General features: G+C 62.4%; 17 protein-coding genes and 1 pseudogene. 14 read left to right on the plus strand and 4 right to left on the minus strand.

Annotated features, from left to right (window positions below):
• Nucleotides 1-209, minus strand: a pseudogene (locus tag WCA85_RS32715) (PRC-barrel domain containing protein); the annotation flags it as partial.
• A 596-nt stretch (nucleotides 210-805) separates the two neighbouring features.
• Here WCA85_RS32715 and WCA85_RS32720 point away from each other — a divergent pair.
• The 4 genes from WCA85_RS32720 (at nucleotide 806) to WCA85_RS32735 (ending at nucleotide 3,965) form a co-directional block, all read left to right on the plus strand.
• The gene (locus tag WCA85_RS32720; protein WP_424069475.1) at nucleotides 806-2,188 is read left to right on the plus strand and encodes an NCS2 family permease; all 1,383 of its coding nucleotides are present in this window, start codon (nucleotides 806-808) and stop codon (nucleotides 2,186-2,188) included.
• A 263-nt stretch (nucleotides 2,189-2,451) separates the two neighbouring features.
• Complete coding sequence (locus tag WCA85_RS32725; protein ID WP_424069477.1) at nucleotides 2,452-2,877, plus strand: ArsR/SmtB family transcription factor; 426 nt, start codon at nucleotides 2,452-2,454, stop codon at nucleotides 2,875-2,877.
• Nucleotides 2,784-3,212 carry an SRPBCC family protein gene (locus WCA85_RS32730; RefSeq protein ID WP_424069480.1) on the plus strand — a complete coding sequence of 143 codons (429 nt, stop codon included), beginning with the start codon at nucleotides 2,784-2,786 and terminating at the stop codon, nucleotides 3,210-3,212. The genes WCA85_RS32725 and WCA85_RS32730 overlap by 94 nt, the downstream gene beginning before the upstream one ends.
• A gap of 21 nt (nucleotides 3,213-3,233) precedes the next feature.
• Nucleotides 3,234-3,965, plus strand: coding sequence for a DUF899 domain-containing protein (locus WCA85_RS32735; protein WP_424069481.1), 732 nt, complete (start codon nucleotides 3,234-3,236; stop codon nucleotides 3,963-3,965).
• 73 nt (nucleotides 3,966-4,038) lie between these two features.
• Here WCA85_RS32735 and WCA85_RS32740 read toward each other — a convergent pair whose 3' ends face one another.
• Together WCA85_RS32740 and WCA85_RS32745 are read right to left on the minus strand one after the other, a co-directional pair.
• Nucleotides 4,039-4,221, minus strand: a complete 183-nt coding sequence (locus tag WCA85_RS32740; protein WP_424069483.1) for a hypothetical protein — start codon at nucleotides 4,219-4,221, stop codon at nucleotides 4,039-4,041.
• A gap of 194 nt (nucleotides 4,222-4,415) precedes the next feature.
• Nucleotides 4,416-5,324, minus strand: coding sequence for an NAD-dependent epimerase/dehydratase family protein (locus tag WCA85_RS32745; RefSeq protein WP_424069485.1), 909 nt, complete (start codon nucleotides 5,322-5,324; stop codon nucleotides 4,416-4,418).
• A gap of 107 nt (nucleotides 5,325-5,431) precedes the next feature.
• Between WCA85_RS32745 and WCA85_RS32750 the strand changes: the two genes are divergently transcribed.
• The 8 genes from WCA85_RS32750 to hutG all read left to right on the plus strand — a co-directional run bounded on the left by WCA85_RS32750 (nucleotide 5,432) and on the right by hutG (nucleotide 14,989).
• Nucleotides 5,432-6,319, plus strand: coding sequence for a LysR substrate-binding domain-containing protein (locus tag WCA85_RS32750; protein ID WP_424069487.1), 888 nt, complete (start codon nucleotides 5,432-5,434; stop codon nucleotides 6,317-6,319).
• A gap of 292 nt (nucleotides 6,320-6,611) precedes the next feature.
• Nucleotides 6,612-8,135 carry a histidine ammonia-lyase gene (gene hutH, locus WCA85_RS32755; protein WP_424069489.1) on the plus strand — a complete coding sequence of 508 codons (1,524 nt, stop codon included), beginning with the start codon at nucleotides 6,612-6,614 and terminating at the stop codon, nucleotides 8,133-8,135.
• Between the two features lie 31 nt (nucleotides 8,136-8,166).
• Nucleotides 8,167-8,862, plus strand: coding sequence for a histidine utilization repressor (hutC, locus tag WCA85_RS32760; RefSeq protein WP_424069491.1), 696 nt, complete (start codon nucleotides 8,167-8,169; stop codon nucleotides 8,860-8,862).
• Between the two features lie 75 nt (nucleotides 8,863-8,937).
• Nucleotides 8,938-10,626 carry a urocanate hydratase gene (gene hutU / locus WCA85_RS32765; protein WP_424069492.1) on the plus strand — a complete coding sequence of 563 codons (1,689 nt, stop codon included), beginning with the start codon at nucleotides 8,938-8,940 and terminating at the stop codon, nucleotides 10,624-10,626.
• A 68-nt stretch (nucleotides 10,627-10,694) separates the two neighbouring features.
• On the plus strand, nucleotides 10,695-11,309 hold the full coding sequence (locus tag WCA85_RS32770; RefSeq protein WP_424069494.1) for a HutD family protein: 615 nt from the start codon (nucleotides 10,695-10,697) through the stop codon (nucleotides 11,307-11,309).
• Between the two features lie 133 nt (nucleotides 11,310-11,442).
• Nucleotides 11,443-12,696 carry an imidazolonepropionase gene (hutI, locus tag WCA85_RS32775; protein ID WP_424069496.1) on the plus strand — a complete coding sequence of 418 codons (1,254 nt, stop codon included), beginning with the start codon at nucleotides 11,443-11,445 and terminating at the stop codon, nucleotides 12,694-12,696.
• Nucleotides 12,697-12,698: 2 nt separating this feature from the next.
• Nucleotides 12,699-14,105: a formimidoylglutamate deiminase gene (locus WCA85_RS32780; RefSeq protein ID WP_424069498.1), complete on the plus strand. Its 1,407-nt coding sequence runs from the start codon at nucleotides 12,699-12,701 to the stop codon at nucleotides 14,103-14,105.
• 71 nt (nucleotides 14,106-14,176) lie between these two features.
• Nucleotides 14,177-14,989, plus strand: a complete 813-nt coding sequence (hutG, locus tag WCA85_RS32785) for an N-formylglutamate deformylase (protein ID WP_424069500.1) — start codon at nucleotides 14,177-14,179, stop codon at nucleotides 14,987-14,989.
• Nucleotides 14,990-15,141: 152 nt separating this feature from the next.
• On the opposite strand, the gene WCA85_RS32790 is transcribed toward hutG, so the two are convergent.
• Complete coding sequence (locus WCA85_RS32790; protein ID WP_424069502.1) at nucleotides 15,142-15,288, minus strand: hypothetical protein; 147 nt, start codon at nucleotides 15,286-15,288, stop codon at nucleotides 15,142-15,144.
• Nucleotides 15,289-15,711: 423 nt separating this feature from the next.
• Between WCA85_RS32790 and WCA85_RS32795 the strand changes: the two genes are divergently transcribed.
• Nucleotides 15,712-16,374 carry a hypothetical protein gene (locus tag WCA85_RS32795; protein WP_424069504.1) on the plus strand — a complete coding sequence of 221 codons (663 nt, stop codon included), beginning with the start codon at nucleotides 15,712-15,714 and terminating at the stop codon, nucleotides 16,372-16,374.
• 123 nt (nucleotides 16,375-16,497) lie between these two features.
• A partial coding sequence (locus tag WCA85_RS32800; RefSeq protein WP_424069506.1) for an MFS transporter occupies nucleotides 16,498-16,993 on the plus strand: 496 nt, incomplete at its 3' end.

The following is a 16,993-nucleotide window of genomic DNA, read 5'->3' on the forward strand; positions in this document are numbered from 1 at the left end:
GGCTCCGGCGGCACGGTCGTCACGGGTGGCCCTGCCACCAGCGCGTTGCTGGCGGGGCCGACGAGAACCGGCACCGCCTCGGTGATCGGTGCCTCTTGCGGCCCGCGCAACAGGCTACAGCCCGACAGGGCGATGGCCGCAAGGACGAGAAGGATCGGGTAACGCAAAGCTGGACGTCGAAAACCGCCACGCATCAAGAAGGACTCCATGGGCCGTTGCGGAGGGCGCGATTGCGTTGCCGCACCCGCCGCCGCTGCAATTGAAATGGCGTACGCGTCAGAGTTTAACCTGCGGCGCGGCGTGGCCCGCCATGGGACTGCATGAAACAGATCAGCGGCAAACATGCGCTGCACCGGCGCGAAGCGGTAAAAAACCGCTACGAAGACCGTAGGTGTAAACGCGCGGGCCAGTCCCTCACATAGCCGTGTCTTTAACGATATAAGCATCGCGACATGACCGGCATGCCATTCATGCGATTGGAGACATATTTGTCTTCGCCTACATTTCGGGACAGCAAACGATGAACGGTGCTAACGCGGGCTTCCAGCAGGTTTCCGGCGGGCTTTCAACGCGGGTTACGCGGGTTTCTCACGCAGTACGCAGGTTGCCGATTGTAAGTGATGTCGGGAATCTTCGGACAAAACGGGCCGGCCACAAGCTGGCCGGTGGGGCATGCATACCGCCCGAATTGACCGGGCAGAACGTTCAAACCTTGCCCCACCCAACTACATAAACGCAACGAGACGAACCTGATGACAGCCGGTGCCACGGCTGTTTCAGCATGCTGATAAAGGAGGCACTCATCATGATGGAACCCCACGCCCAGCCGATTTCCGAAGTCGGCGTCGAAACCTTCGACTCCAAGGGCTTTCTCGACCGGTACTTCGAAATTTCCTCGCGCGGCAGTTCGCAGCGCCAGGAGATCATCGCCGGCGTCACCACCTTTCTGGCTATGGTTTATTCGGTTTTCGTCGTGCCCGGCATGTTCGGCAAGGCGGGCTTCGACACCAGCGCGGTGTTCGTGGCGGTCTGCCTGACCACGGCATTCGGCTCGCTGTTGATGGGCGTCTGGGCCAAGCTGCCGATTGCAATCGGCTGCGCCATTTCGCTCACGGCGTTTACTGCCTTCGGCCTTGTGCTCGGCAAGGGCTTGCATCCGACGGTCGCGCTCGGTGCGGTGTTCCTGATGGGGATCGTCTTCACTGGCATTTCGGTGACGGGCGTGCGCTCATGGATTCTGCGCAATCTGCCCTCGGGCGTTGCGCATGGCACGGGTATCGGTATCGGTCTGTTCCTGTTGCTGATCGCCGCCAACGACGTGGGTCTCGTCGTGAAGAATCCGGGTGCGGGCCTGCCGGTTTCGCTCGGACAAATCACGGCATTGCCGGCGCTGATGTCGGTGGCGGGTCTTGCCGCGATTTTCGGTCTGGTGCGTCGTCGCGTGCCGGGTTCGATCCTGATCGTGATCGTCGCGATCTCGGCCATTGGTCTGCTGATCGATCCTGCCGTGAGCTATCACGGTGTGTTCGCGCTGCCGTCGCTGAGCGCGCCGGGTCATGCTTCGCTGATCGGTGCGATGGATATCAAGGGTGCGTTGTCGCTGGCCGTGCTGCCTAGCGTGCTGGCTCTCGTGATGACCGCCGTGTTCGACGCAACCGGCACGATCCGCGCCGTAGCAGGGCAGGCCGGTCAGCTCGACGCGAACGGACGCATCATCAACGGTGGCCGCGCCCTGACGGCTGACTCGCTCAGCTCGATCTTCTCAGGTTTCCTCGGCGGTGCGCCCGCAGCTGCGTATATCGAATCGACGGTGGGCGTGGCAGCGGGTGCCAAGACGGGGATGGCTGCGGCGGTGGTCGGTCTGCTGTTCCTCGTCGTAATGTTCTTCTCGCCGCTCGCTGGTCTGGTGCCTTCGTATGCCACGGCGCCTGCGCTGATGTACGTTGGTCTGCTGATGCTCTCCAGCGTGAGCAAGCTCGACATGGACGATATGGTCGATTCGATGTCGGGACTCGTCTGCGCGGTGTTTATCGTGCTGACGGCCAATATCGTGACGGGCATCATGCTGGGTTTCAGCACGCTGGTGATCGGCCGCATCGTGAGCGGCGAGTATCGCAAGCTGAATGTGGGCACGGTCGCTATCGCGGTTGTACTGGCTGCGTTTTATCTCGGCGGCTGGGCGATCTGATTGCTGAAGCGACAGCGGTTGAAGTAGCAAGCGGGCGGGACGTTGTTGGGATAAACCGCCCGTGTGAGTAGTCGATTGTTTCTCCACCCCTTGGCGCGGCGTGTTGCAGGCTCATGGTCTGCGGTGCGTCGCGTGTCTTTTTTTGCGGGCTGATCTGATGGCCCTGTCTTCGAGCGATGCGCTTCTGAACGCATCGCAAGCCCGCATCTAATCGCTGAACCACCATCCTTGACATTCGTTATCGCGCGACTAAACTTAACCTCATGGTTAAGTTTTCAGAAGCTCTGCTCGATCGCACGTTCGCCGCGTTGGCCGACCCTACCCGGCGCGCGCTGCTTGCCCGTCTGTCCGCTCAACATGCGTTGTCGGTGAGCGAACTTGCGCAGCCGTTCGAGATGTCGTTGCCCGCCGTGATGAAGCATCTCGACGTGTTGTCCGAAGCCGGTCTCATCACGCGGACCAAGACGGGGCGCACGGTAGCCTGTCGCCTGTCAGCCGCGCCGATGGAGCAGGCGCTGCAATGGCTGAGTGTCTATGAACGCTTCTGGAACGAACAACTCGACCGTCTCGCCGCCTTCGTTGAAGAGGACGTGCCATGTCCAGCCGACCCAGTCTCTCGCTCCAGCGCCACATCAAAGCCTCGCCCGCGAAAGTCTTCCGCGCCTGGACCGACCCGGCGCAAATCATGAAGTGGATGCGCCCAGGCGGCACCGAAATGATTCATGCCGAGATCGAGCCCCATGCGAATGGGCGCTTTCGCCTGACCCTGCGTGCGCCGGATGGCGAAGAGCATGACGTGAGTGGCCGGTATCTGGAGGTGGTGCCCCACGCGAAACTTGTGTTCACGTGGGCGTGGCGCACGATGCCCGAGCGGGAATCGTTAGTCACCGTTGTGTTGCGGCCCGACGGTGAAGGTACCTGGTTGACGCTGACGCATGAACAGTTCGCTGACGAAGCGGCACGCGACGCCCATCGGGGCGGCTGGACCGAAGGGCTCGACGGCCTCGAGCGCTACTTTGCCTGATCTTGAAGAAAGGAGACGCAGATGGAACCGCATAGCATTGTTCCGCAAGAAGAGTGGCTGGCCGCGCGCCGCGCGTTGCTGGCCGAAGAGAAGGCGCTCACGCGTGCGCGTGACGAACTGAATCGCAAGCGTCGCGCGTTGCCGTGGGTCAAGGTCGACAAGACCTACGCGTTCGATACGCCCCAAGGCAAGCAGACGCTCGCAGACCTGTTCGATGGGCGCAGCCAGTTGATCGTCTATCACTTCATGTTGGGCCCGGACTGGGAGGAGGGCTGTATCGGCTGCTCGTTCCTGTCGGACAGCGTCGACGGGTTGCTGCCGCACCTGGCGCAGCGCGATGTGTCGTACGTGGCGATATCGCGCGCGCCGCTCGCAAAGATCGCGAAGTTCAAGGAGCGCATGAGCTGGCGCTTTCGTTGGGTCTCGTCGTTCGGCAGTGACTTCAACTACGACTATCACGTGTCGTTTACGCCGGAGCAGGTTGCCAGCGGCGCCGCCCTTTACAACTTCGACGAAGAGGCCTCGATCGGCGACGAGATGCCTGGTCACAGCGTGTTTTACAAGAACGAAGCGGGCGAAATCTTTCACACGTACTCGCTGTATGCGCGTGGCGGCGAGCCGTTTATCGGCACCTATACGCATCTGGACATCACGCCGAAAGGCCGTAACGAAGTCAAAAATCTCGGCGAATGGGTGAAACTGCACGACCGCTACGAGGCGGGGTCCGGTGGGTGTCCGGCTTGCAAAAAATAGATGACGTGTGTCGCCGAGGGACAGCAGTTGAGTGGCGTTTGAGGGTCGCTGAGGCGCCGCTAAAGGCAGCAGGTCAAAGGGCCATTTCGAAGGTGGGTTTGAGGAACAGTTCGATGGCCATGACGGCGAGGCCCATGGCGGCCGCGGAAAGTGTCAGCGTGCCGTATTCATCGTAGCGTGCGTCATAGAGACACGCCACGATGAACAGGATCGCGAGCAGGTTGGTCAGCCAGTCGAAGTTCAGCGCGAGGGTCATCGAAGAATCCGGGCTCAGTGGACGACTCGCAGTATTGAATCGGCCCATTTGGTGAGCAGAATTCTAGCGAGTTGAGTTTACGGATTCGCAACAATTTCGCTTACACGTATTACAAGGAAGTGGCGGTCCCGACGATCGAGGGAAGTCTCCCACCCCGAAGGAAATCCGTTCGGGGAATTGGGGGATCAGGCGACTCAGGAACCGGCGGACATCATGTCGTGTTCGATCCAGTCGATCACCGAGGTGCGCTTCGGTTGCCAGCCGAGCAGCTTGCGGGCGCGTTCACCGCGCACGCGGCTATTCGAGCCGAGCCCATACGATGCCATTTCATAGCCCCATTCCTCTTTTGCGGCGTCGAGCAGCCAGTCTTGCGGGGCGCCCAGTTTCATCGCGGCGGCGATCGCCGTGCTCATCTCGCGGAACGACGCTTCGCCGCTCTCGACGAAGTAAAACGTGCCGCCGGGTGTCTCCTCCAGGACGAGGGCGTACAGGTCGGCGACGTCGTCGATATGCACGTTTGACCAGATATTGCCGCCGCTGCCCACGTGCCGCACGATGCCGGTTTTCTGCGCCTGGCGCACGAGACGAGGCAGTTGCACGCTGGAACTGCCGGCCACCGCGCCGTGACCGTAGATCAACGTGTTGCACAGCACTGCTGAGCGAATGCCGCGTTGCGCCGCATCGAGCACGAGACGGTCGATCCCGACGCGCGCCGCTTTGTCCGCGGTCGGTTCAGGCAGTGCATCTTCGTGATAGATGGCCGCAGGGCCCGCTTCGCCACCCGACGCATCGCCGACGATGCTCGAGCCGCTCGTATGCAAAAACGGTTTGCCCGAGCCGGCGAGGCCGTCGATCAGCGCTTCGACTGCGGCGCGATGATCGCTGCTGGCGGCGTTGATCACGCCATCTGCGGCCTGCGCCTCACGGATCAACAACGCGCGGTCGTCGAGCGTACCAATCACAGGTTCGATGCCAAGCCGCTTCAGTTCAGGCGCCTGGTCGGGATTGCGAATCAGGCCGCGCACGTGATGTCCGGCGCGCACGAGGCTCGCGGCGATCGAACCGCCAATAAAGCCGCTGGCGCCAGTGATGAAAATGTTCAAGATGTTCTCCAGATGATGGGAATCACGATAAGTTCAAGCAGTATCCCCCCGGCGAATCCTCACAAAAAGCGTGTTAGTCTCAAATCAATCTTGATTTGAAATCAACAATGAAGACTTCCACGGACGAACTGCTGGTTTTCGTGACCGTCATCGACAGCGGTTCGATTACCGCTGCCGCCGAGAAACTGCAGCAGACGGTCTCCGGCGTGAGCCGCGCGCTGACGCGGCTGGAGAAAAAGCTCGACACCGCCCTGATTCGCCGCACCACCCGCCGTTTGCAGCTCACCGAGGAGGGTGCGCTGTTCCTTGGCCGCGCGCGGGCCATCCTCGACGCGATGGAGGAAGCCGAACAGTCAGTGGCACGTCGTCGCGAGCGGCCGTCCGGGCGGTTGCGGGTGGATGCCGCGTCGCCCTTTATGCTGCATTGCATTGCCCCTCATATGAAGGCCTTTGCCGCGCTGTATCCCGAGATCCGGCCCGAGTTGACGAGTAACGAGCGCATTGTCGATCTGCTTGAGCAGAAGGTGGATATCGCGATTCGTATCGGCGCGCTGCAGGATTCGACGCTCCATGCCCGTGCGCTCGGCGCAAGCAAGCTGCGCATCGTCGCGAGCCCGGGCTACCTGGCGGAGAAGGGCGAACCGCGCTCGCTGGACGACTTGCGCGGGCATCGTCTGCTGGGCTTTACGGCGCCAGAGCATCTGAATCGCTGGCCGCTGCGTGAGGGCGAGCGTGCGTCGCTAAAGATCGAGCCGGCCGTGGCGGCATCGAGCGGCGAGACGATCCGCCAGTTGGCGCTGGCGGACGGTGGGATTGCCTGCCTCGCCAATTTTATGACGGCCGTCGATGTACGCGAGCACCGGCTCGTGGCCATTCTGGACGATCTGCTGGTCGATGAGCGGCAACCCGTCAGCGCGGTTTTCTATCAGAGCGCGGCGCTGGCCGGCCGGGTGCAGGCGTTTCTGGATTTCATCGCCCCGCGCCTGGCACTCTGAGGCGTCACGGCGCGGCAAGCATCCCATCCCATCTCTTTTTGTCCGCTTGCCACCCAACCCGGCTGACGTGTATATACAAGTTATCGAGAAATGGCGGCTTCGGCGCTCCTTTCTCCCTGCATCGAAGCGGCGCGCGACACACGCACCGGACCAGAGGATCTCTGCCAGAACCATGCCAGCCGGTTCATTGGGGCCTAATGGAATCCCCTGGGGCAGAACCAATAAAAATAAGTTGTATATACAAGCTGGCGCCGCTAGACTTCTCTCAAATTGTATAGACAGGACTTAATCCATGATGATCCTCAAGCCCGGCCACGTAACCCTCCCGCAACTGCGCCAGATCGCGCGTGAACAGGTCACGCTGCAGCTCGATCCTGCCAGCTTTGCCGCCATTGACGCCTGCGCCCAGGCCGTTGCCGACATCGCCGCGAAGGGCGAGCCGGCGTATGGCATCAACACCGGCTTCGGACGCCTCGCCAGCACGCACATCCCGCGCGACCAGCTCGAACTGCTGCAACGCAATCTGGTGCTCTCGCATGCGGTCGGCGTGGGTGAGCCGATGTCGCGTCCGGTCGTGCGTCTCTTGATGGCACTGAAGCTCTCGAGCCTGGGCCGTGGTCACTCGGGCATTCGCCGCGAAGTGATGGACGCGCTGATTACGCTGTTCAACGCCGACGTGCTGCCGGTGATCCCGGTGAAGGGTTCGGTGGGTGCCTCGGGCGACCTCGCGCCGCTCGCGCATATGTCGGCAACGCTGCTGGGCGTCGGCGAAGTGTTCGCCAAGGGTGAACGCATGGCTGCCACCGAAGGCCTGCGCCTCGTCGGCCTGAAGCCGCTCACGCTGCAAGCGAAGGAAGGTCTCGCGCTGCTCAACGGCACGCAGGCTTCCACCGCGCTCGCGCTCTACAACATGTTCGCGATCGAAGACCTGTACCGCACCGCGCTGGTGGCGGGCGCGCTGTCGGTCGATGCCGCAGCCGGTTCGGTCGCACCGTTCGACCCGCGCATTCACGAGTTGCGCGGCCATCAAGGCCAGATCGATGCCGCCACGGCTTTTCGTTCGCTGCTCGAAGGCTCGGGTATCAATCTGTCGCACCAGGATTGCGGCAAGGTGCAAGACCCGTACAGCCTACGCTGCCAGCCGCAGGTGATGGGCGCGTGTCTGGATCAGATGCGTCACTCGGCCGATGTGCTGCTGATCGAAGCCAACTGCGTGTCGGACAATCCGCTGATTTTCCCGGACACCGGGGAAGTGCTGTCGGGCGGCAACTTCCACGCTGAGCCGGTGGCGTTTGCGGCAGACAATCTTGCATTGGCCGCAGCGGAAATCGGCGCGCTCGCCGAGCGTCGCATCGCACTGCTGATCGATTCGACGCTCTCGGGTCTGCCGCCGTTCCTCGTGCGCGATGGCGGAGTGAACTCTGGTTTCATGATTGCACACGTCACGGCCGCCGCACTGGCTTCCGAAAACAAGACTTTCGCGCATCCGGCCTCGGTCGATTCGCTGCCCACTTCCGCGAACCAGGAAGACCACGTTTCGATGGCCACGTTTGCGGCACGCAAGCTGGGCGACATCGCCGAGAACACCGCCAACATCCTGTCCATCGAACTGCTCGCCGCCGCGCAGGGTGTGGACCTGCGCGCGCCGCATCAGACGAGTCCGAGCCTGTTGCATGTGATGCGCACGATACGTAATGACGTCGCGCACTACGAACTGGATCACTACTTCGCACCGGATATCGCTGCCGTCACGCGCCTCGTGCAGAACGGCACGATCGCCGCGCACAGCCCGTTCTCGTTCGCGTCGGAACAGTAAGGCTCACGCTCACCGTCACGGCACCTTCAGCATGAATTCACCGGCTTACCAAGGAATCAAAGACTTCATCCTCGCTCGCATTCACGCGGGCGAATGGGGTGAGGGCGACCAGGTCCCGTCGGAAAACGAACTGGCGCGCGAGTTCAGCGTGGCACGCATGACGGTGAACCGCGCGCTGCGCGAACTGACCTCTGAGCAGGTGCTCACGCGCGTGCAAGGTTCGGGCACGTTCGTGGCGCGGCCAAAGTATGAATCGACGCTGGTGGCAATCCGCAGCATTTCCGACGAGATCGTCGCGCGCGGCCATCGTCATCAGGCGAAGGTGCTGCACATCGGCGCGGCGATTGCCGATGAGGCGCTCGCCGATGAGATGCAGGTGAGCGCCGGCAGTCCGATTTTTTATTCGCGTGTGCTGCACTTTGAAAACGACGAGCCGGTGCAACTCGAAGAACGCTGGGTGAATCCGACTGTCGCCCCTGAGTATGCGTTGCAGGACTTCACCAACACCACGCCGAACCAGTACCTGGTGCGCGTCGCGCCACTGCAGCGTGTCGAGTACCGCATCGAAGCGTCCGCCGCGGATGCCGATACCCGGCAACTGCTGACGATGGACGAGCTTGAACCTTGCCTCGTGCTGCATCGGCGCACGTGGTCGCAGAGCGTGGTCGCATCCGTGGCCAATCTCTGGCATCCCGGCAGCCGTTACCGCTTCACCGGACATTTTTGATTGCGCTGTATCGGCGTTCCAGAACGCTGCTCTATTTAACTGATTCCGAGTACTTTCCAGCCTTTGAGGCCCACCATGAACAATCCGAAGCACATCGACCCGCGTCTGGACCCGACCCGTACGATTCACGCGCCGCGTGGCGCTGAAAAGACCTGTAAGAGCTGGCTCACGGAAGCCGCCTACCGGATGATTCAGAACAACCTGGATCCGGAAGTCGCCGAGCATCCGCATGCGCTGGTGGTGTACGGCGGCATTGGCCGCGCGGCGCGCAACTGGGATTGCTTCGATCAGATTCTCGCTTCGCTGAAAGACCTGAACGACGACGAAACGCTGCTGATCCAGTCGGGCAAGCCGGTCGGCGTGTTCAAGACGCATGCGGACGCACCGCGCGTGCTGCTGGCAAATTCGAATCTGGTGCCGCATTGGGCGACGTGGGAACACTTCCACGAACTCGACCGCAAGGGCCTCATGATGTACGGCCAGATGACGGCGGGTAGCTGGATCTATATCGGTAGCCAGGGCATCGTGCAGGGCACCTACGAGACGTTCTTCTCGGTGGCGAACCAGCATTTCAACGGTGATCCGAAGGGCCGCTGGATTCTGACGGGCGGTCTCGGCGGCATGGGTGGCGCGCAGCCGCTCGCCGCGATCATGGCAGGCTTTTCGATGATCGCGGTTGAGTGCGATGAGACCCGTATCGACTTCCGTCTGAAGACCCGCTACGTCGACCGCAAAGCAAAGACACTCGACGAAGCGCTGGCGATTGTCGAAGACGCGAAGAAGAGCGGCAAGCCGGTGTCGGTAGGACTGCTCGGCAATGCGGCCGATGTGTTCGCTGAGTGCGTTGCGCGTGGCATCACGCCGGACTGCGTGACCGATCAGACCAGCGCGCACGATCCCATTCACGGTTATCTGCCGCAAGGCTGGAGCGTGGAAGACTGGCGCGAGCGCATGAAGACCGCGCCGGACAGCATCGTGACGCCGGCCAAGCAATCGATGGCCAAGCAGGTGCAAGCCATGCTTGCACTCCAGGAACGCGGCGCCGCGACGCTCGACTACGGCAACAACATCCGTCAGATGGCGCTCGAAATGGGCGTCGAAAACGCCTTCGATTTCCCGGGTTTCGTGCCGGCTTATATTCGACCGCTGTTCTGCGAAGGCAAGGGCCCGTTCCGTTGGGTCGCGTTGTCGGGCGACCCGGAAGACATCTACAAGACCGATGCGAAGGTCAAGGAACTGATTCCTGACGATCCGCATCTGCACAACTGGCTCGACATGGCGCGCGAACGCATTGCATTCCAGGGGCTGCCGGCGCGTATCTGCTGGGTGGGCGTGAAGGATCGCTATCGTCTGGGCCAGGCGTTCAACGAGATGGTCAAGAACGGCGAACTGAAGGCGCCGATCGTGATTGGCCGCGATCACCTCGATACGGGTTCGGTGGCGAGTCCGAATCGGGAAACCGAATCGATGAAAGACGGCTCGGACGCAGTCAGCGACTGGCCGCTGCTCAATGCCTTGCTGAACACGGCGGGCGGCGCGACGTGGGTGTCGCTGCACCATGGCGGCGGGGTGGGGATGGGCTTTAGCCAGCACTCGGGCGTGGTGATCGTCGCCGATGGCACCGATGAGGCCAGCAAGCGCCTGGGCCGCGTGCTGTTCAACGATCCGGCGACCGGCGTGATGCGTCACGCGGATGCCGGCTATGAACTCGCGCAGGAGACCGCGCGTGAAGTGGGTCTGAACCTGCCCATGCTGGGCCGTTGATCGTGACGTCGGGCGTTCCTGGCTTTCCTGGCGTCCCGGGTGAACCGGCCAGCGCGGTGGCCGCTCACATGGCGCGTACTACGCTGATCCGCGGCGCGGATCTCGTGGCGTCGCCGTGGAAGAACGGCGGTGGCGTCACGCGTGAGGTGGCTGCCGTGCCGCCGGGGGCAGGCCTCGATGCCTTCGTCTGGCGCGTGAGCATTGCGGATGTCGCGCAGGCGGGGCCGTTCTCGCGTTTTGCTGGAATCGATCGCACGCTGGTGCTGCTGTCGGGCGCGGGTATGGTGCTCGAAGAAACGCAAGAGGCGGGCGGCACGCAGGTGCATGCGTTGACCCAAGCGCTCGACGTTGCGCGTTTTGCTGGCGAGGCGGCAATCGATGCCCGCCTCGTCGATGGCGCGACGCGTGACTTCAACCTGATGGTGCGGCGTGGCGCGGCAACCGCCACGCTGGAGATCTGGCGGGGCGAGGGCGACGCGCAGCCTCGCGAGTTGTCGGCTGACGTGGTGCTGCTGTTCTGCGCGGCGGGTTCGATGGAGGTAACGCTTGGCAACGTTCAGCCGGATCCTCAACCGTTCACGCTCGCGAGTGACGACACGCTGTGCATTGAGGCAGTGAGCGCACTAACCTGCACCGTGGCCGGTCACGGCGCGTTGCTCGCGATCAGCATTCGTTACGCGTAGCCACGCTTAACCACGCATATCATGCAAACCGCGAGCCTGGGTGTGCATCGGGTTTCGCATTTACGGACCGCAGCACGCTGCATCGGGCGGAAATCCGAGGCAGCGAGCGCAAACGAGCGGACACGATCAAGCGATGAAGCAAACCGTCTGGCATCACCTGAAGCTTTGCCCCCAAGGCGATCCTCAACACACGCTCGCCGATGCCGCGATAGCGGTGCGCGACGGCCAGATTGCATGGCTCGGCGCGGCGAACGAGTTGCCCGCTGAGTATGCCGCATGGCAGCGTGAAGACCTGGGCGGGGCGTGGGTCACGCCTGGTCTCGTCGATTGTCATACGCATCTCGTCTACGGCGGCCAGCGCGCCGATGAGTTCGCCCAGCGCCTCGCGGGCGTGAGCTACGAAGAGATTGCGCGCCAGGGCGGCGGTATCGTCTCGACCGTGCGTGCCACGCGCGCGGCAGACGAAGACACGCTGTTCCGTCAAGCCGCCGCGCGGCTCGAACCGCTGCTCGCGGAAGGCGTGACCGCAATCGAAATCAAATCCGGCTACGGCCTTGACCTCGCCAGCGAACGCAAGATGTTGCAGGTCGCGCGTCGTCTCGGCGAGCGCTATCCGGTCTCGGTGTACACAACCTTTCTCGGCGCACACGCGTTGCCGCCGGAGTTTGCCGGTCGCTCCGACGACTACATCACCGAGGTCTGCGAACGCATGCTGCCGGCACTGGCCGACGAAGGCCTCGTCGATGCGGTGGATGTGTTTTGCGAGCGCATCGGCTTTTCGCTCGCGCAAAGCGAGCGCGTGTTCGAAGCGGCCGAGCGTCACAAACTGCCGGTGAAGATGCATGCCGAGCAGTTGTCCAATAGCGGCGGCACGGCATTGGCCGCGCGTCATCATGCGTTGTCCGCCGATCACCTGGAGTTTCTCGACGAAGCGGGTGTGGCCGCCATGAAAGCAGCGGGCACGGTCGCGGTGCTGCTGCCGGGCGCGTACTACTTCATCCGCGAAACACAATTACCGCCGCTGGAATTGCTGCGTCGCTATGAAGTGCCGATTGCTATTTCTACTGACAGCAATCCTGGTACGTCGCCAGCCACGTCGTTGCTGCTCATGATGAATATGGCGACCACGCTATTTCGCATGACCGTCCCCGAAGTGCTGCAAGGCGTGACCCAGCATGCGGCGCGCGCGCTGGGTCGTGCGGATCGTCACGGTACGCTGGCGGTAGCGCGGGCGGCGGATTTCGCGGTGTGGTCGGTCGATACGCTAGCTGAACTGGCTTACTGGATCGGGCGTCCGTTGTGCGCGCGGGTGGTGCGGGGCGGTGAGACGGTCTATACACGCCACCAGTTATACAACCAAGCCGCGCTGAATCCCATCAAGGTCTGAAGATGACTGAATCCACTCAAACGTCGAACCAGGTGCTGTTTGCGGATCACGCCTGGTTGCCCGATGGCTGGCGTCGCAATGTGCTGCTGGAGTGGGACGCCAGCGGCACGCTCAAGCGTGTGACCCCCGACGCCCCCACACCGACTGCACGAGTAGCGCGTGCCGCCGGGCCGCTGCTGCCCGGCATGCCCAATCTGCATTCGCACGCTTTCCAGCGCGCGATGGCGGGCCTCACCGAATACCGCGCCAACGCCACTGACAATTTCTGGAGCTGGCGCGACCTGATGTATCGCTTCGCCGCGAAGATCTCGCCGCAAGGGCTCGCGGCAATCGCGCAATGGCTTTACATCGAAATGCTGAAGGCGGGTTACACGTCAGTGTGTGAATTCCACTACGTGCATCACACGCCCGAAGGCAGCCGTTACGCCCATGTGCCGGAACTGGCCGAGCGCGTCGTCGATGCGGCTCAGACGAGCGGAATTGGCATGACGATGCTGCCGGTGCTGTATCAGTACAGCGGTTTTGGCATCCAGGCGCCACGCCCCGACCAGCAGCGCTTCATCAATACGCCTGACAGCCTGCTCGATCTGCTCGGCAAGTTGCGCGCAGCGCGCCCCGAAAGCGCCGCGCTGCGCTACGGCGTCGCGCCGCATTCGTTGCGCGCGGTCTCGGGAGATTCACTGCGCGCGCTGCTCGAAGGACTCGATGCAAGTCTGCCGGGCGCACCCGTGCATATCCATATCGCCGAGCAGACCGCGGAAGTCGATGCATGTCTGGAAACCGAAGGTGCGCGGCCCGTGCAATGGCTGCTTGATCGTTTCGATGTCAACGAACGCTGGTGTCTCGTGCATGCCACTCACGTAGATGCGAACGAAACTCTCGCGCTCGCCAAAAGCGGCGCGGTAGCTGGGCTATGCCTGACCACCGAAGCCAATCTCGGCGACGGTATCTTCCCGGCGCAGGAATATCTCAACGCGCAAGGGCGTTTCGGCATCGGCTCGGATAGCCATATCGGCGTCGACTGGCGCGCCGAATTGCGCCTGCTCGAATATGGCCAGCGCCTGGCGCGTCGGCAGCGCAATGTGCTGGCATCGGCGCAGTCCACTCATGTCGCAGACCGCTTGTTTGCCGCCGCGCTGGACGGTGGCGCGCGTGCCACTGGTCGCGCTGTCAATGGCTTGCAGGTGGGACAGCGGGCCGACTGGCTGGTGCTGGACCCGGATCATGCGAGCATCGCGGAACATGAGCCAGACGCGTGGCTCTCGGGCGTTGTATTCTGTGAGCATGGCGAGACGCCGATTCGCGACGTCTATACCGGCGGCGAGAAGGTCGTCGATAACCGCAGGCATCGCGACGAAGCAAGCGCCTATGCGCAATACCGCGTGGCGCTCGCCGACCTGCTGAAGTAACGGTTCCTGACGCAATAGCCTTTGAGGTGACGCCCGCTTCGCAATACCCGACTCATCGATTCCGGACTGACATGACTGCTTCGAACACTTTGCCGGTTTTCTCGCTGCACGAGGGAAGCCTGCCGCTGCTGATTTCGATTCCTCATCTTGGGACACGCATTCCCGATGACATTGCCGCCACCATGACGCCCGTCGCGCAGCGCACCGATGACTGCGACTGGCACCTCGATCGCCTGTATGCCTGCGCTCGGCGCCTCGGTGCGGCGATGTTGACGCCATCGTATGCGCGCTATGTGATCGACCTGAACCGTCCGCCCGATGGCGCCAATCTGTATCCAGGGCAGGACACCACCGGCCTCTTGCCCGTCGATACGTTCGACAAGGAGCCGCTCTATCGCGACGGTCAACTGCCCGACGAGGCTGAAATGGCGCGGCGCCGCGATATCTACTGGAAGCCCTATCATCAGGCGCTGTCCGAGCATCTGGCTGCGCTAAAAGCGAAGCACGGCAAAGTGCTGTTGTGGGAGGCGCATTCAATCCGCTCACACGTGCCGCGTTTTTTCGAAGGTCGCTTGCCTGACTTCAACTTCGGTACGGCCAACGGAGCGAGCGCGGTGGCGGGTCTGGCTGAGGCGCTTGCAGCGGTGGTCGAGCGGCACGGCGCTTATACGACCATCGCGAACGGGCGTTTCAAGGGCGGCTATATCACGCGTCAATATGGGCAGCCGGCTGAGGGCGTGCACGCCGTTCAGCTCGAACTCACCCAGATTACGTATATGGAAGAACAGATGCCATATGCGTATGATGAAACGCGCGCGGCGCAGGTTGAGCCGCTGCTCGATGAACTGGTAAAGACTGCACTGGAGCGGGTAAGGGCCGCTTAGGACCACGTGGGCTGGATCTCTCCAGGCGACGCATCGCAGCCGGGAGAGTGCTGAAGGTTATGGCTCATTGCGCGAGCCGGTTCGAATGTGACGGCCCGCTGTCGTTGAAAGCAACGACAGCGGGCCGTTTTTTATGGCGATGCCTTTTAAGCTCAATGGCAGCGGTTTTCCCAATGCCCGTGCATGTGGACCTTGTGGCAGACGCGATGATGGTCGTGATCGTGGTCGTCAGCATAGGCGGGAGCGAACGCGCTGAGCGTGACCAGTGCAGCGGCAAAGGCAAGAATCGCTTTCTTCATCATGGTTCCCTTTTATTGGTGAGTGGCGAAAACTCGGTCAGCACGATGCGTGCCGCTTAAGGTCTGAGTAATGCCTCAAAAAATCTTGCAGGGCCGGAAGGACTGCCATCAACGCGCGCATCGGGCTCTATCGGCGGGCGTTCATTGCCTTACGTGGCGCGTTGCAAGCAGCGATTGACTTAGCCGGCTCAGGAACGCGGCAGCCCCTGGTAGGGTCAACAGGGTGGGCAATGCGCCAATTTGCCTGCTATGGTCATCATTGGCCCGGCGTCATTCGCATAATGCCAGGCGCACGCGTACGGGTCATACTGGTTGCGCGCTGAATGTCGAAGCGACTACCCTTTCATGACGTTGACACGCTCGCGCCGTGAGTGCGCATGCGTCAGAGACTAATCAGGTGTGAAAAAGATGGAAGACCCAGCGATGGACGATTCCGACGAAATCCTGCTGCCGATCTGGCGGGCCAACCTGGCGGTGTTGACGCGCGAAGTGGGTGCGGCGACGCGCCTCGCGCGCATGATGACGTTCTCTGCGAGCTATCTGAAGCTGATGCTCTCGGGCCAGCGCGAATTCAACATGGAGTTCGTGCGTGGCGTTGAAGCCGTGGCGGGTTTGCCAGCGGGATGGATGGATACGGCCCACGAGGAGCACGACATTCCCGCCAATGCCCGTGAAGCGATCGACAACGAAATGCCGCTCGCCCGCTTTCGCGGCACGGCGCATCCGGCGCGCAAGAAATCGGTGCTGCGTCCGCCGGAACCGATCTTTGGCCAGACCACCACGCGCCGTCCAGAGGATGAGAGCTTCGACGCCGAAGTGCACCGTCGCCAGGCGCACTTTCGCAAGGTGCGCGATCTCGCGGTACAGGACGTGCGCCGCCTCGAGCGTTATCTGGCTCATCCACCCGTCGAACTGGCCGTGGTGCGGGCCAAGGTTGAAGAGGTGATGGCCGCCGCCGATCTGGAGGAAACCATGCACGCCGATCTCGCCGGCCGGCTCGAACAGATTGAAAAGCACCGCCATCTGCTGATGCGGCATGTGGAGAAACTCCAGGCGTTGCTAGTGCGCCTGGGTGAGACTGAGTGAGGCGGCGGGTTGCGAACGCCGCGTATGCGGAAGCATATGTGATGCGGATATCGCATTTCCAGATGCAGGGGTCTCCGAATGGCTGATTTTGCGGACGACGCGTAATGCGGTAAAACACCGCGTATGACCGATCGCTCCCGACTCATTCCGATTATTGTCGCCTGTCCGCTGTTCCTGCAAAACCTCGACACGTCGATCATGGCGACGGCGTTGCCGTCCATTGCCCGCTCGCTCAATGTCCAGACCTTGCACCTGAATCTGGCGATCACCTCTTACCTGCTGAGCCTCGCCGTGTTCCTGCCGGCGAGCGGCTGGCTCGCGGACCGTTTCGGCGCGCGCCGGGTATTCTGCACGGCGATTGGGCTCTTTTCGCTCGGCTCGGCGCTGTGCGGCGTGGCCCAGTCGATGGCGCAACTGGTGGTGTTTCGCGTGCTGCAGGGCATGGGCGGCGCGATGATGGTGCCGGTGGGCCGCTTGATCCTGCTGCGCAGCGTGTCGCCCGCACGGATGGTCGCGGCCATGGTGTGGTTCACGGTGCCCGGCGCCATCGGGCGGCTCGCCGGACCGTTGCTCGGCGGCCTGGTGGTCACCATTACCTCATGGCGCTGGATCTTTCTGC

The organism is Paraburkholderia sp. (genome assembly GCF_049581445.1).
In the GTDB taxonomy this organism is placed as follows: domain Bacteria; phylum Pseudomonadota; class Gammaproteobacteria; order Burkholderiales; family Burkholderiaceae; genus Paraburkholderia.